16 protein-coding genes are annotated in these 14719 nt (G+C 69.1%); 10 read left to right on the forward strand and 6 right to left on the reverse strand.

The window, feature by feature from the left end; translation table 11 throughout:
* Positions 1-70 precede the first annotated feature (70 nt).
* The 3 genes from BHQ18_RS17005 to BHQ18_RS17015 are packed head-to-tail and all read left to right on the forward strand — an operon-like array spanning position 71 to position 3391.
* A complete protein-coding gene (locus tag BHQ18_RS17005) occupies positions 71-277 on the forward strand; it encodes a heavy-metal-associated domain-containing protein (protein WP_069414808.1) in 207 nt (68 codons plus the stop codon).
* Positions 277-1179, forward strand: a complete 903-nt coding sequence (locus BHQ18_RS17010) for a DUF8832 domain-containing protein (RefSeq protein ID WP_069414809.1) — start codon at positions 277-279, stop codon at positions 1177-1179. The genes BHQ18_RS17005 and BHQ18_RS17010 overlap by 1 nt, the downstream gene beginning before the upstream one ends.
* Positions 1169-3391 carry a heavy metal translocating P-type ATPase gene (locus BHQ18_RS17015; protein ID WP_069414810.1) on the forward strand — a complete coding sequence of 741 codons (2223 nt, stop codon included), beginning with the start codon at positions 1169-1171 and terminating at the stop codon, positions 3389-3391. Before BHQ18_RS17010 ends, BHQ18_RS17015 begins: the two co-directional genes overlap by 11 nt.
* On the opposite strand, the gene BHQ18_RS17020 is transcribed toward BHQ18_RS17015, so the two are convergent.
* Positions 3375-3785: a hypothetical protein gene (locus BHQ18_RS17020; protein ID WP_069414811.1), complete on the reverse strand. Its 411-nt coding sequence runs from the start codon at positions 3783-3785 to the stop codon at positions 3375-3377. The genes BHQ18_RS17015 and BHQ18_RS17020 overlap by 17 nt on opposite strands.
* A gap of 14 nt (positions 3786-3799) precedes the next feature.
* Positions 3800-4951: an adenylate/guanylate cyclase domain-containing protein gene (locus BHQ18_RS17025; protein WP_084294116.1), complete on the reverse strand. Its 1152-nt coding sequence runs from the start codon at positions 4949-4951 to the stop codon at positions 3800-3802.
* Position 4952: 1 nt separating this feature from the next.
* On the opposite strand from BHQ18_RS17025, the gene BHQ18_RS17030 reads away from it, so the two are divergent.
* Positions 4953-5441 (forward strand): DNA-deoxyinosine glycosylase, encoded by a 489-nt coding sequence (locus tag BHQ18_RS17030; protein WP_069414812.1) that lies wholly within the window; start codon positions 4953-4955, stop codon positions 5439-5441.
* Here the strand turns inward: BHQ18_RS17030 and BHQ18_RS17035 are convergent.
* Positions 5438-6292 carry a helix-turn-helix domain-containing protein gene (locus BHQ18_RS17035; protein ID WP_069414813.1) on the reverse strand — a complete coding sequence of 285 codons (855 nt, stop codon included), beginning with the start codon at positions 6290-6292 and terminating at the stop codon, positions 5438-5440. The two genes, BHQ18_RS17030 and BHQ18_RS17035, sit on opposite strands and share 4 nt — an antisense overlap.
* Positions 6293-6945: 653 nt before the next feature.
* On the opposite strand from BHQ18_RS17035, the gene BHQ18_RS17040 reads away from it, so the two are divergent.
* The 5 genes from BHQ18_RS17040 to BHQ18_RS17060 all read left to right on the forward strand — a co-directional run bounded on the left by BHQ18_RS17040 (position 6946) and on the right by BHQ18_RS17060 (position 10928).
* On the forward strand, positions 6946-8352 hold the full coding sequence (locus BHQ18_RS17040) for a hypothetical protein (protein ID WP_131815703.1): 1407 nt from the start codon (positions 6946-6948) through the stop codon (positions 8350-8352).
* A 145-nt stretch (positions 8353-8497) separates the two neighbouring features.
* Positions 8498-9454, forward strand: a complete 957-nt coding sequence (locus tag BHQ18_RS17045; RefSeq protein WP_069414815.1) for a hypothetical protein — start codon at positions 8498-8500, stop codon at positions 9452-9454.
* An 89-nt stretch (positions 9455-9543) separates the two neighbouring features.
* Complete coding sequence (locus BHQ18_RS17050) at positions 9544-10017, forward strand: VOC family protein (RefSeq protein ID WP_069414816.1); 474 nt, start codon at positions 9544-9546, stop codon at positions 10015-10017.
* A gap of 16 nt (positions 10018-10033) precedes the next feature.
* A complete protein-coding gene (locus tag BHQ18_RS17055; RefSeq protein WP_069414817.1) occupies positions 10034-10471 on the forward strand; it encodes an HIT family protein in 438 nt (145 codons plus the stop codon).
* 10 nt (positions 10472-10481) lie between these two features.
* Complete coding sequence (locus BHQ18_RS17060; protein WP_084294117.1) at positions 10482-10928, forward strand: nitroreductase family deazaflavin-dependent oxidoreductase; 447 nt, start codon at positions 10482-10484, stop codon at positions 10926-10928.
* Here BHQ18_RS17060 and BHQ18_RS17065 read toward each other — a convergent pair.
* Positions 10925-11962, reverse strand: coding sequence for an LLM class flavin-dependent oxidoreductase (locus tag BHQ18_RS17065; RefSeq protein ID WP_069414819.1), 1038 nt, complete (start codon positions 11960-11962; stop codon positions 10925-10927). The two genes, BHQ18_RS17060 and BHQ18_RS17065, sit on opposite strands and share 4 nt — an antisense overlap.
* A 5-nt stretch (positions 11963-11967) precedes the next feature.
* Positions 11968-13200 (reverse strand): FAD-dependent oxidoreductase, encoded by a 1233-nt coding sequence (locus BHQ18_RS17070; RefSeq protein WP_069414820.1) that lies wholly within the window; start codon positions 13198-13200, stop codon positions 11968-11970.
* A 52-nt stretch (positions 13201-13252) separates the two neighbouring features.
* Here BHQ18_RS17070 and BHQ18_RS17075 point away from each other — a divergent pair, with 52 nt between their 5' ends.
* A complete protein-coding gene (locus BHQ18_RS17075) occupies positions 13253-13864 on the forward strand; it encodes a TetR/AcrR family transcriptional regulator (protein ID WP_131815704.1) in 612 nt (203 codons plus the stop codon).
* Here the strand turns inward: BHQ18_RS17075 and BHQ18_RS17080 are convergent.
* A complete protein-coding gene (locus tag BHQ18_RS17080; protein ID WP_069414822.1) occupies positions 13794-14672 on the reverse strand; it encodes a uracil-DNA glycosylase in 879 nt (292 codons plus the stop codon). The two genes, BHQ18_RS17075 and BHQ18_RS17080, sit on opposite strands and share 71 nt — an antisense overlap.
* Positions 14673-14719: the final 47 nt, after the last annotated feature.

Raw genomic sequence — 14719 nt, forward strand, 5'->3', positions numbered from 1 at the left:
GGGCGGAAACGTAGACCCGTGACCCGACCCGGGTTGAATACCCCTAGGGGGTATCTGTAGGCTGGGCTTCATGACCACCACCACCGTCACTGTCACCGGCATGACCTGCGACCACTGCGCCGCCTCGGTTCGCGAGGAGATCGGCGAGATCAGCGGCGTGACCGCCGTCGACGTGGACGTCGCGTCCGGCAAGGTGACCATTGACAGCGAAGCGCCGGTCCAAACCGACGCGATCGCGACCGCCGTGGAAGAAGCGGGCTACCGCTTGGCCGGCTGATGAGCACCACCGCCCGGATCACCTCGTTCGTCGCCGCGCTCGCGGTGGTGTTCGCGGTGTCGGTCTGGGTGGGCCGGTCGTACGGGCCCGCCCCCGTCGCTGCCGGGCACTCCCACCCACCGAGCGCGTCGGCCGCCGCGTCACCCGGCGGACTGCAGGTGACCCAGAGCGGTTACACGCTCGACCTGATGCAACCGCTGCAGAGCGCGCGCGGCAACGCACCGTTTCAGTTCCGCATCCTCGGGCCCGACGGCGCACCGGTGGAACACTTCACCGAGACACACGAGAAACTGATGCACTTCATCGTGGTCCGCAACGATCTGGCGGTGTTCGAGCACCTGCATCCACACCTCGACGAGGACGGCGTCTGGCGGGTTCCGATCGACTTCCGGCGCGCGGGCGACTACCGCGTATACGCCGACTTCGTACCCGCCGGCGGGCCCGCGCTGACGCTGGGCGCCAACGTCCATGTGGCAGGTGACTACCGACCGCGCCCACTGCCCGCGCCCGCCGAGACCTCGGTCGTCGACGACTACACGGTCACTCTGAGCGGGGTGGCACCGGCCGGCGCCGAGACGACGTTGACCCTGTCGGTGCAACGCGGCCGCACCCCGGTCGACGATCTGCAGCCGTACCTGGGCGCCTACGGCCATCTGGTCGCCGTGCGCGCCGCGGACCTCGGATATCTGCATGTACATCCGGTGGGTGCCCGCAGCGGCCCGACGATCGAGTTCCGCACCGCCTTCCCCAGCGCCGGCGACTACCGGCTGTTCCTGGACTTCGCGCATCGCGACACGGTCCGCACGGCGGCGTTCACGGTGTCGGTTCCGGCGGGGCCGACGCAGAGTCCCGACCATCCAGACGGACATCGAGACGGATCCGGAGACGGTCATGGCCACTGACACCATCGAGCTCTCGATCGACGGCATGACATGCGCGTCGTGCGCGAACCGGATCGAGCGCAAGCTCAACAAGCTCGACGGTGTGACGGCGACGGTCAACTACGCGACCGAGAAGGCCCGCGTCGAGTACGGCGACGGCGTCACACCGGAGGCGCTGGTCGCCACGGTCCACGACGCCGGGTATCAGGCGCACCTGCCTGCCAGCGAGCCGGTCGAGGACTCGAGCGCATTCGAGGATCCGACCGCCGCTCTGCGGCAACGCCTTCTGGTGTCCCTGTGTCTGACCGTCCCGGTGATCGCGATGGCGATGATCCCGGCGCTGCAGTTCACCAACTGGCAGTGGTTGTCGCTGACGCTGACGGCACCGGTCGTGGTGTGGGGCGCGTGGCCCTTCCACCGCGCCGCGTGGGCGAACCTGCGCCACGGCAGCACCACCATGGACACGCTGATCTCGATGGGCACGCTCGCCGCGTTGGGCTGGTCGGTGTACGCGCTGTTCTGGGGCACCGCGGGCACGCCCGGCATGACGCACGGGTTCGAGCTGACGCTGACGCGCACCGACGGATCCGGCAGCGTCTACTTCGAGGTGGCCGCCGGGGTGACGACGTTCATCCTGGCCGGACGCTACTTCGAGGTGCGGTCCAAGCGGCGCGCCGGCGCCGCGCTGCGCGCGCTGCTCGAACTCGGCGCACGAGACGTCGTGGTGCGCAAAGACGGCGCCGAACAACGTGTTCCGATCGAAGCGCTCGCCGTCGGCGACGAATTCGTGGTGCGGCCCGGCGAGAAGATCGCCACCGACGGCGTCGTCGTCGAGGGCCGCTCGGCGGTCGACGCGTCGATGCTGACCGGTGAGCCGGTGCCCGTCGACGTGGAGCCGGGCGACACGGTGGTCGGGGCCACGGTCAATGTCGACGGACGGCTGGTGGTGCGCGCCAACCGGATCGGCAGCGACACCCAGATCGCGCAGATGGCGCGGCTAGTCGAAGAGGCCCAGAGCGGGAAGGCCCCCGCGCAGCGGCTCGCCGACCGGATCTCGGGGGTCTTCGTGCCGATCGTCATCGCGCTGGCGGTGGCCACCCTCGGATTCTGGCTCGGCACAGGCGGTTCCGTGGCGTTCGCGTTCACCGCGGCGGTGGCGGTGCTGATCATCGCGTGCCCGTGCGCGCTGGGGTTGGCGACGCCGACCGCGCTGATGGTGGGCACCGGGCGGGGCGCGCAACTGGGCATCCTGATCAAGGGCCCGGAAGTGCTGGAGTCGACGCGGCGCACCGACACGATCGTGCTCGACAAGACCGGCACCATCACCACCGGCGCCATGACGCTGGTCGACGTCGTGACCGCCGACGGCATCGACGACGCCGACGTCCTGCGCTTCGCAGGCGCGGTCGAGTCCGGATCGGAGCATCCGATCGCGCGGGCGATCGTCGCGGGTGCCCGGGACCAGGTCGGTGAACTGCCCGCCGTCGGGGAATTCGAGAACGAACGCGGCCTCGGGGTTCGCGGTGTCGTCGACGGCCGCGAGATCGTCGTCGGGCGGCGGCGGATGCTGACCACCTACGAACTTCCCGACCAGCTGAAAACCGCGCTGCAGAAGGCGGAGTCGCAGGGCCGCACCGCCGTCACGGTCGGCTGGGACGGCGCGGTCCGTGGGGTGCTGGTCGTGTCGGACACCGTCAAACCGACCTCCGCGCAGGCCATTTCCCGGCTGCGCGCGCTCGGGCTGAAACCGGTGATGGTGACCGGCGACAACGAGGCGGCCGCACGCACGATCGCGCGGCAGGTCGGCATCGACGAGGTGGTGGCCGAGGTGCTACCGCAGGACAAGGTCGACGCGGTCAAGCGGTTACAGGCCGACGGCAAGGTGGTGGCGATGGTCGGCGACGGCGTCAACGACGCTGCCGCGCTGGCGCAGGCCGACCTCGGGTTGGCGATGGGCAGCGGCACCGACGTCGCGATCGAGGCCAGCGACGTCACGCTGGTGCGCGACGATCTCAACGCGGTGCCCGATGCGATCCGCTTGTCGCGCAGGACGCTGGCGACGATCAAGGGCAACCTGTTCTGGGCGTTCGCCTACAACGTCGCCGCGCTGCCGCTGGCGGCCGCCGGGCTGCTCAACCCGATGATCGCCGGCGCGGCAATGGCGTTCAGCTCGGTTTTCGTGGTGAGCAACAGCCTGCGGTTGCGCCGCTTCGCGGCTACAGCGTCACGTTGACCGGGCCGAGCATCTGGCAGTTCGGTTCGAGCGCGTCCTCGAAGACCTTGCCGCAGCCGCGTCCGCCGGCGATGTAGGTCGCACCCGGCTGATAGGGCTCGAAGTACACCTGCGCGGCGCCGGGTCCGCGCGCCTGGGTGCACTGGCCCTGCGAACCGGGCCCGGCCAGATGCACGCAGGCCACACTCATCGCCGGCCGGAACGGACCCGTGCACCCGACGAACGACACCGTCGCGGTGACCCGGGCGGTCCCGTCGGTGTGCACCACCTGCGGCGGTGACAACGAGTAGGTGCACGCCGGCGGCAGCGGCTGCGCGTGTGCGGACCCGATTCCGGCCAGCGCCGACCCCGCGACAAGCAGCCCGACGAGCACACCATGGACGATCCGGCTCATGGGTGGATGTTAGATCAGGGCTCCGCGCGGCGGACGCGGAACAGTTTGACGTCGGACTTGATGTTCTTGAGGCGGCGCGCGCCGGCGAAGGAGAACGTGAACCGGTCGTCGTCGATCGCGTCGCGGGTGGACTCCGACACCAGCACCGAGCCGGGCCGGGCGGCTCCGGTGACACGGCTGGCCAGGTTGACCGACCCGCCGAACCAGTCCCCTGTTCGGCTGACCGCCATCCCGGTCGCCATCCCGACCCGCAGACGGGGGAAGTCGTCGTCGTCGTTGGTCTGCTCGACCAGTGTCAGCACGGCTTCCAGCAGCGGCACCGGCTCGGGGCTGACCAGCATCACCTCGTCGCCGATGGTTTTGACGAACCGGACCGGCGCCACCGCCACCTCGTGTGCGAGGTCGGACAACCGCTGCGCCAGCCGCTCCAGATCCTCGGGCGGCACCGCCTCACCCAACCGGGTGAAGCCGACCAGGTCGGCGAACGCGATGGTGACGAGCCGCGCGCCGGGCAACCGCTGCCCGTCGGCGCGTTCGGATGCAGTGATCGCCTCGGTCTCCATCAGGTGCCGCAGCTGCAGGCGCAGCATCTCCTGGATCATCGGCCCGAGCAGCGGCGCCGCCGTGTCCACCAGCGCTGCGGCGTTCTGGGCGATGACGAGTTCGGACGCGCCGGGTTCGATCACCGAGGCCAGCCCGACGTAGCGCATCACCTCGGCGGCCTTCGACAACCCGTCGGTGAGGACCCGGGTGACCTGCACGAGTTGCTCCGGGTCGATTCCGAGCTCGAGGAACTCTTTGGTGAACCTCGCGACCTCGGCGTCGGCTCGTAGGTAGACCGCGGCGTCGGGATCCTCCACCGCCGGCAGCCCCATCGCCCGCTGGACGCGTTGCAGCAGCTCAAGATCCAACCCCAACTTCTCGCTGGTCTCGCGGGCCGACACGTAGACGCCGTCATCGCCGAGGGCCTGTCGCGCGCCGAGCAGCATCGGCAGGAAGGCATGGCGGATCTCCTCGACCGTGATGCCCTTTCCGAGCAGCCACGGGATCAGTTCCGCGCGTTCGGCGCGCGCCTTCGCGTCGAGGCCGTCGAGCAGCCCGGAGGTCTCGATGTCGAAGGGGTCGTCCGGCACGGGCCCAACGTATACCGCGTGGGATAGTCCCATCATGGGTTCGCCGCTGCTGTACAGCTTGCCGCCCATCGTGGGCGCCGGGCCGCACACGTTGATCCTCGGCAACATGCCCAGCGTGATGTCGCTGACCGCGCAGCGGTACTACGACAACCCGCGCAACGCGTTCTGGCGGATCATGGGCGAGGTGTTCGGGTTCGACGTCGATGCCCCCTACCCCGCGCGGTGCGCCGAATTGACCCGGCACGGAATCGCGGTGTGGGACGTGTTGTGGTCGTGTCGGCGGGTCGGCAGCCTGGATTCGGCAGTGGAGCCGAACAGCATGGCGCCCAACGACTTCGACGGCTTCTTCGCCCGGCATCCGGGCGTTGCGACGGTGTTGTTCAACGGTGCGGCCGCCGAGAAGAACTTCCTGCGCCTCGTCACCGGGCCCGAGTTGCGCTATCGGCGGCTGCCGTCGACCAGCCCCGCGCAGACGATGCCGTACCGCGACAAGCTCGCCGCCTGGCGCGAAGCGCTCGGCTAGGGGTGATGCAGCGGGGACACCGGCGGGCGATGCCGGGCCGCGTACTCGCCGGGCGTCTCCCCCAGCATCGAACGGAAGTCGTTGATGAAGTGCGCCTGGTCGTACCAGCCGAGCCGGACGGCCAGGTCGGCGAAGTCGACGTCGGGCATGGTCTCGATGTCCAGCGCGGCCTGCTGCAGGCGGTACCGGCACAGCACCCACTTCACCGGGACCCCGATGTAGCGGCGAAAGATCCGCTGCGTGGTGCGCAGACCCCACGGCGACACTTGCATCACCTGCTCGACGCGGTGTAACCGGTCGTCGTCACGAATCCGGTCGACGAGTGCGGTCAGCGCGGTGTACGTCGGATCTGGGGGCCCCTGGTGGGCGGCCACCAGAGCGTCCAGAGCCGCTGCGGCCGGCTCGATGTCGTCGTCGAATTCGACAGCGGCGCCCAGCATTGCCGGATCGGCCGGACGAACCTGGCCGGTCAGCGACGACGCGTCGCATCCGAAGCGTGCGGTGAATCCGCCGGGCCGGAACCGGGCGCCGACCACAGCGCCGACCCCGTCGATCGTCGTGCGGAAGACCCGCTCGACGACGCCGTGCACCAGCGTGTTCGGCAGCGGCAGACCATGACGTGAGCCGCCGTCGCCCCATTCGCGGGTGAGATGGACCGACGGGAACGTGATCACCGTGCTGTCGAACGGCGCGCTGCCGCGAAGATCCCACCGCACCGACCAGTAGTTGTCGACGTAGCGCGCCGACGCCCCCGACGGGTTCCACCGCTTCAGGTCGAAGACCGATGCGCTCGCGGCGCGCCCGACGACTCCGCGGGTCGGGCCGGCCGGTGCCGAGATGTCATCTGGCATGACGAAAGACTACGAATGCGGCCATTCTTCGACCATTTCGGCCGGCGTGTTCCCACCGCGCCGCGGCGTGTCCACGATGCTGCGCGCAGGCACGGGCCGTCGACCCACCTCGCGAGCGTCGAATTGGCGTCGTAGGCGCTCGAATACCGCGTTGCGAGTTACCGCGAGAAAAGGCGGCGGCACGGTGCGCCTCGGCCGACGCTGCGGCGGATCCGAGGGGCGAACGACAAGCCGCGCGGCATAACGCCACGTCCGCGGGTGTGTGCGAGGGAGCCCGACACCGGCGGTGTGCGCGGCTACCGATACCTGCACGATCGAACGATTTCAGTTAATAGCCAGCACGATAATTTTGATCTTATCGGCAAAAAACTTGCGTCGCCGTAATATTTGCGCCCTTCGCAGACGTCAATTCATTACCCATCCGACTGACCTCAGGGCATACCGAGGAGTATCGATATCTTTCCACTTCACGGCACCTAATTCGTCGGCATCGGACTGCACGCCGCCCATCAATCCCCGCCCCCGATCCTTTGCCATAAATGCCTGTCTACAACAAATACAGATGCACTGTGATGCTTGACACAGCTGCTAGCAAAGTTCTACTGTCCTGCCCAAGTGGTACGGCCGGTCTGCGACCTGGAGGGGAGACGTCGATGAACCCGGATCTCGGTGACGCTGGCCGGCGCCGGCGTAAACGATCGGGAACCCACCGCAAGGGCCGCAGAGCCCGCTCGTGGTTCACGCGATCGGTGGCGGTGGGCGGCGCGGCGATGTGCATCGGCGCCGCCTACGACCTGAGCACCCCGACGGCCGATGCGCTGTCGATCCTGCTTCCCGGCCGCACGGTCGACGGCGTGGCCAACACGACCCGGATCAACATCTTCGAAGGCAACATCTTCAACCCGCAGTTCGGTCTCGAGGGCGGGAACACGAGCAACAACAGAACCATCGGCAACGTCGTGATGAACATGGGCAACAACATCATCAACCAGTTGCTGTCCGCCCAGATCAACCTCGCCGGAACGACCGGCAACGGCAACACGACCCAGATCAACATCTTCTCGTACAACATCTTCAACCCGCAGTTCAGCCTGTTCGGCGGCGCGAACATCAGCAACAACACCACGGTGTCCAACGTCGCGATCAACAACGGGAACAACAGCAGCACCTCGGTGAGCACCGACTCCGGGATGCTGCCGTGGTTCGGCGGAATGGTGGGCAACGGCAACACCGTTCAGTTCTCGTTCGGGTCGGGCAACATCTTCAACCCGCAGTTCAGCATCTTCGGCGGCAACATCAGCAACAACACCGCGGTGACGAACGTGGCGATGAACAACGGCAACTTCAGCCAGACGACCGTCGGCCTGGGCGGCTGGTTCGGGACGTTCCTGTTCGGCGGCGGCAACGGCAACACGCTGCAGTTCGGGTTCTTCGTCTCCAACATCTGGAACCCGCAGTTCAGCTTCGGCGGCGGGAACATCAGCTACAACACCGCGGCGTCGAACACCGCCAGCGGAAACGGCAACAACAGCTCGACCGACGTGTCGGGCAACGGCAACACCGTCGTCGGCGGCACCAGCGGAAACGGTAACTCCAACCAGGGGGCGGTCGGCTCGGGCAACATCTCCAACGATCAGGTCAACATCGGCCCCGGCTCCACGAACACCACCACCACCAACCCGCCGGACCCGATCGAAGAACTCCTGAATTCCCAGATCACCGCCGCCAGAACGCAACTCGACCAGGGCGCCGCCGACTCCAACACAAACCTGCGCCACGACACGGGCGCCGGAGACGAGGATCCCGGCGACACCACCACCGCGCTCAACGGCGTGTCCACATCGCGCATGAACACCGACGACGGCTCCGCCACAAGCGTTCAGACATCGAGCACGCCAACAGGTTCCGGTACACCGGGCGGCGGCCCGGCACCGGCGGACGGAGACGACCCGACCAGCCCGGGCCAACCCGGTGGCGGGCAGAGTCCCGGGACGGGCGAGGGCACCGACAACGACGGTGGCGGCAACGGCGCTGGCGGCAACGACGGTTCCGCCAACTGAAGTCATGGAACGGGGGCCGTGGGAGGTGGCAATGAAGTGACAGCGGACAGCAGTGTTGCGCGATGTCGCACTGCCGCCAACTCAACGAATCAGCCGACAGCGAATCAACTAGGAAGAACATCAATTGCGAGGGAGCTCAACGGAAATGAACGCTAGCAAGACACTACTGAGCCGCACCGTGGCGGCCGGCGCGATCGCCGGTTGCGCCGTCGGGTTCGGGGTGCTGGCCGGAGCCGGCACCGCGAACGCCCAAGACGACTGCGTCGACTCAGGTTTCGCCTGCGGGTGGTTCAGCGGAATCCTCAACGGCAACAGCCTGCAGATCGGCAGCAACGGCAACGGTGTGACCAACCAGTTCGGCGCCGCCAACGGCAACATCGCCAACGGTCAGCTCAACGTGCCGATCCTGAGCCCGGTCATCGCCGGCGGCAACGCGATCAACGCCGCGCCCACGCTCGGTGGGGCCGCGCTCGGCGGCGCGGCCACCAGCCTGGCCGCCGACGTCGACGTGCCGGTCGCCGGGGCGGCGCTCGGGTTGAACCCCGCGCTCGGCGGCATCGGTGTGGGCGGCTCGAACCTGGGCGCCGCGCTGGGCGGGCTCGGGATCGGCGGCTGGGGCCTGGGCACCGCGATCCCGGTATCGACCGGTGGCGTCGCGATCCCGGTCGACGCCGGCGTGCAGCTCGGCGTCGGCGGTGTGGGACTCGGCGCGCTCGACGGCACCGGCACCGGCGGCGCAGGCACCGGGGCGCAGACCGTCGGCGGTGGAACCACCACCGCCGGTGGCGGGAGCAGCACCGCGAACGCCGCGGCCAACGGTGGCGACGCCGACGGCGGCGACGCCACCAACGACCAGGACGCCGGTGACGGCGAGGGCGGCACGGCGAACAGCCGCGGCAACATCACCCGCGGAGGCAACGCCACCAGCACGGGGTCGGCCACCAGTGGCCCGGCCAACGGCGGCACCGCCACCGGAGGCGGTGCGCGCAGCAGCGCCAACGCCAACGCCGGCGGCAATCAGTCGAACAACAACTCGTCGAACAACTCGTCGAGCAATAACGGCAACAACTCCAACAACAGCACCGGCGGCAACAACAACTGACCGGTCGCGCGGCGCCGCCCTGCCACCCGGGGCGGCGCCGTCGCGTTTTTCCAATAGCGCGCACCGCGCCGCGCGACAGACTCTGCGGTATGAGCGCACAACCGATACCCGCCGGCTACACCAGCCTGACCCCGTTCCTGTGCATCGACGGCGCTGCCGCCGCGATCGATTTCTACACAACGGTTTTCGGTGCAGAACTCGTCGAGCGCATGGACGGCCCGGACGGCACCGTCGCGCACGCCGAACTCGATTTCGGCGCCGGACGCCTGCAGGTCGCAGATCCGTCACCGGCCTACCAGATCGCCGCCCCCGACCCGGCACGTCCGGCCACGCATTCGATCGCCCTGTACTGCGGCGACGTCGATGCCGTCCTCGAACGGGCGCAACGGGCCGGGGCCACGGTGCGCGAACCGGCGCAGACCTTCGTCACCGGCGACCGGTTCGCCTCGATCGTCGACCCGTTCGGCACCCGCTGGTCGGTGATGACCCGCGTCGGGGACGTCTCACCGGAAGAACGCGACCGGCGCCTGGCCGACTGGGCGGAACAGAACGTGGGCAGCTGACCGCTACGGTGGCGGGATGTCGTGTGTTTTCTGCGCCATCGTCGCCGGGGAGGCGCCGGCCATCCGCATCTACGAGGACGACGACTACCTCGCGCTCCTCGACATCCGCCCGTTCACCCGCGGCCACACCCTGGTCATCCCCAAACAGCACACGGTCGATCTGACCGACACCCCGCCGGAAACGGTCGCCGCGATGGTCCGCATCGGGCAGCGCATCGCCCGGGCCGCGCGCATCTCCGGATTGCACGCCGACGGCAACAACGTCGTGATCAACGACGGCAAGGCGGCCTTTCAGACCGTGTTCCACATCCACCTTCATGTGCTGCCGCGGCGCAATGGCGACAAGCTGTCCTTCGCCAAGAACATGCTGTTGCGCCGCGACCCCGACCGCGAGGAGTCCGGGCGTCTGCTGCGCGAGGCCCTGGCGCAACTGGACTCGGCTGCGCAAGACTGAGCCCATGAGCATGCCCTGGTACGAGAAGTACATCGGTTACCCGATGCTGTTGTTGCACGACAAGCTCTACAAGGGCACCAACGGCGGCATCGGCCACACGATCCCGGGCGCACCACCGATGCTGATCCTGCATACGGTGGGGGCGAAAACCGGTCTGCAGCGGTCGAATTCACTCGCCTATGCCCGCGACGGAGACGACTACCTGGTGGTCGCGTCCAAGGGCGGCGAGCCGAAAGCCCCCGGGTGGTATCACAACCTCAAGGCCAACCCCGCCGTCGAGATCAACGTCGGACCCAGGCGCATCAAGGTGACGGCGACCCCCGTCACCCAAGACGATCCCGACTTCCCGCGGCTGTGGCGGATCGTCAACGACATGCGCGGCAACAAGGACCGCTACATCGGCTACCAGAAGCGGACGTCGCGTCCGATCCCGGTGGTCAGGCTGACGCCGGTCTAGAACAACTCCTTGGCCAGCAGTTCCAACGTCGTCTCGCGGGCCGGTGCGGTCGCCGGATCGGTGCCGCGACGGGCCGAAGCCACCGGGTTGACCATCACCTCGTCGACGTCGAACCGCTGCGCCAGCGCACGCACCTGCTCGGCGGCCTCGGTCGGGTCACCGACGACCGCGCGCCCGAACGCGGCCTCGGCGATGCGTTGCGCCTGCGGTGCGAGTTCCTGCTGCTGGGCGTCCTCGACCAGATCCAGCGGCCCCAGCGGCTGCCCGGTGCGCAGCCGCGCCATCATCTGCAGGTTCGGTAACGCCAAAGCCGTTGCCTCGTCGCGGGTTTCGGCAACAACCGCGTTGACGGTCAGGAAGGTGACGGGTTCGGGGGCCAGCTCGCTTGGCCGGAATTCGGAGCGGTAGACCTGCAGCGCCTCGGCGGTGCCCTGGCCGGAGAAATGGTGGGCGAACACGTACGGCAGACCCTTGGCGGCGGCCAGGTGCGCCGAGTACATCGACGAGCCGAGCAGCCACAGCTTCGGTTCGCTGACCGCGGCCGGGGTGGCCTTGAGGATGTAGCGCTGGTTGGGGATCGGCACCCGCACGCCGCGGGTGCTCATCAGCGAGACCACGTCGTCGAGATAGTCGGGGAAGGCCTCGATGTCGCGGTCGTCGCGGCCGGCCGCGCCGCGCAGCGCCATCGACGTGACGGGGTCCGAGCCGGGTGCGCGCCCGATGCCGAGGTCGATGCGGCCCGGGTGGGCGGCCTCGAGCAGCGCGAACTGCTCGGCGACGGCCAGCGGCGCGTGGTTGGGCAGCATCACCCCGCCCGAGCCCAGCCGCAGCTGGGAGGTGTGCGCGGCCAGATGGGCGATCACCACCGGCGGGCTGGTGGCCGCGACCGAGGGCATGTTGTGGTGCTCGGCGACCCAGTAGCGGGTGTAGCCGAGGCGGTCGGCGGTCTGCGCGAGCCGCGTCGAGGCCGCCAGCGCATCGGAGGTGGACTGGTCGGTGCGCACCGGGACGAGGTCGAGGACGGAAAGCCGCATGGCACTCACAACGCTCTACTGCCGGCCGACGTTCCCACCAGGGACTCGGGGTCGGGTTGCTCGCGCAGCAACCGCTGGATGGGACGAAGCGCGCGTTCGACGCTGATGACGCGCATCGCGAGCTCACGCGCCACGGCCGGCAGCCGACCTCGGCGCAGCATCATGGTGGCCAGTTGCCGCGAATTGTCTTGCGCTGCCTCGACGCGGGGCCGCTGCGCCCGCTCGTAGGCCGCCAACAGTTCGGCGAGCCCCGCCCGGTCGGCGTGGCGCAGCATCCGGGCCAGCACCCATGCCGACTCCATCGCCATGCCGGCCCCGACACCGGCGGTGGGCAGGAAGCCGGCGGCGGCGTCGCCGAGCAGCACCGTGCGCCCCGTCGTCCACCGCGGCGCGCGGCAGTCGGTCAGCGCCCAGTAGTACGGGTCCGGATCGGTCGCGACGGCCGCCATCGCGCCGTCCAGGCGGGCATCGACGGTGGTGAGCCGGCGTCGTAGCGCGGTGACGAACGCGGCCGGTCCGGCCGCGGTGTCGGTGCGCGGGCCGCCGAGGAACACCCCGAGCGCGCCGGCCACCGGGTACATCGCGACGATGGCACCCGCACCCCACAGTTCGGCGCCGAGGTCGCTGTCGGGGTCGTCGTCGGCCCACACCACCCAGCCGCCCCAGCCGGTGTCGACTCCTTCGACGCCGTCGACCACGAACTCCCTTGTCGTGGAGTGCATTCCGTCGGCGATCAGGACGAGATCGAAGGTGAACTGCTGCGCGACGCCGCCGACCTGGACGCTCACGTCGACCCCGTCGGGGGTCTCCAGCAGGTCGGCGACGACAGCGTCGTAGGTCACCGGACACCGCTCGCCGCCGAGCACGTCGAGCAGGCGGCCGCGCGAGATGCCGCGGTAGTCACCGAACTGCGACATCAGGTCCTCGGTGGAATCGACGCGCAGCCGACGCCCGGTGTGTCCGTGCACGGCGTAACGCTTCAGCGCCACCCCGGCGGTGCGATACGCCTCGCGTACGCCGAGATCGTCGAGTGCGGCGTCCACCATCGGCATCAGCGCGAGCATGTAACCCTGCGCCGCGGCGCCGGCCGTGCGTTCGATCAGCACCGGGTGCCGGCCGTATCGGCGGAGCAGTTGCGCCGCGGTCACCCCGGCGACACCGGCGCCGACCACCAGAATTCGCAGTTCGTCCGCGGCCGCCCGGTCGTATTGCGTTTCGAGGCTTTCGGGACTGAACATACCGCCACCGTACCATTCTGTGGACCACCCGGTCCACTGTAGAGTGGCTGACGTGCCCACCGGACGGCTTTCCCGCATGCCCGCCGAGCGACGGCGCCACCTGGTCGAGGTGGCGACAGCCGAATTCTCCAGCGCCGGTTATGAATCAGCGTCGCTCAACCGCATCATCGAGCAGTGCGGGATGAGCAAGAGCTCGTTCTACTACGTGCTGTCCTCGAAGGCGCAGTTGTATGAATTCGTCGTCGACGAATTACTCGCCGATGTCAAGGAGATATTCCCCGTTGTCGCGCCCGGGGAATTCTCGGGCGACCAATTCTGGGACCAGCTACAGGGGTATTACGCGGCGGTTGTGCGCGTTCTCGAGCGGGAACCGCGGTTCCTGCTGCTCGGGCGGATGTTCTATCTGCCGGCGCCGGAAGCCGCCGCCGTCGGTGGTGTCCTCGATGCGGTGCGCGACTGGGTGCGCGACGTGCTTCGGGTGGGCCGCGGGTGCGGTGCCGTCCGCACCGATCTGCCCGAATCCCTGCAGGGCGAACTGGTGTTCCGCATCCTGCAGGTCTTCGACCAGTGGACGGTCCACCACTACGACGACATCACCGCCGCCGCGCGGACCGACCTCGCGGACGCCCAGTTCGCGACGATCCGGCGGACGCTCGCGCCTTAGCCCGCCGGAACACGTCGTCGAACATCTCCGGCGTCAGCTTTCCGGTGAACGTGTTCTGCTGGCTCGGGTGGTAGCAGCCGATCAGCGCGACACCGTCGAGTTCGGCGGTGGCGCCGTGACCGAATTTCGGCGCGGGCGAGGGCACCGTCACTCCCCCGGTACGCAACATCTGCAGCGCCGCGCGCCAGGCGAACCCGCCGAGCGCGACCACTACCCGCACATGCGGTGCGGTCAGCCGCCACTCGGCGTCCAACCACGGCGCGCAGGTGGCGCGTTCGGCCGGTGTCGGGGCGTTGCCCGGCGGTGCGCAGCGCACCGCAGCAGCCACCCGGGTTTCGTTGAGCGCCAGTCCGTCTGCGGCGTCGACACACAGTGCCTGGTTGGCCAGACCCACCCGGTGCAGCGACGCGTAGAGGAAGTCGCCCGAACGGTCCCCGGTGAACACCCGGCCCGTGCGGTTGGCGCCGTGCGCGGCGGGCGCCAACCCGACGATCAGCACCTTCGGCTGCGCCGAGCCCCAGCCGGTCGCCGGACGACCCCAATAGGGCTCGCCGATATAGGACTTGCGCTTGACGACGGCCACCTCCTCGCGCCACTCCACCAGGCGCGGGCAGGCCCGGCAGACCGACACCTCGGCGTCGAGTTCGTCGAGCGAGCGGGCGGCGTCGGCCATCGCCGCCACCTGGGCGGCCGTCGTCGCGACCGCGGTGCGCGGGGTGGCGGGGTCACCGGGCCAACCGGCGCCCGCGGGCACCGGGGACTCGAACAGCTTCCCGGTCCGCGGATGAGGCAGCTCGACACCAGGCACGTCACCACTGTGCCTGGGCGCGGAAATCGAGTACCCGCCGGGCCGTG

Source organism: Mycolicibacterium flavescens, from assembly GCF_001722335.1.
GTDB classification, from domain to species: Bacteria; Actinomycetota; Actinomycetes; order Mycobacteriales; family Mycobacteriaceae; genus Mycobacterium; species Mycobacterium flavescens.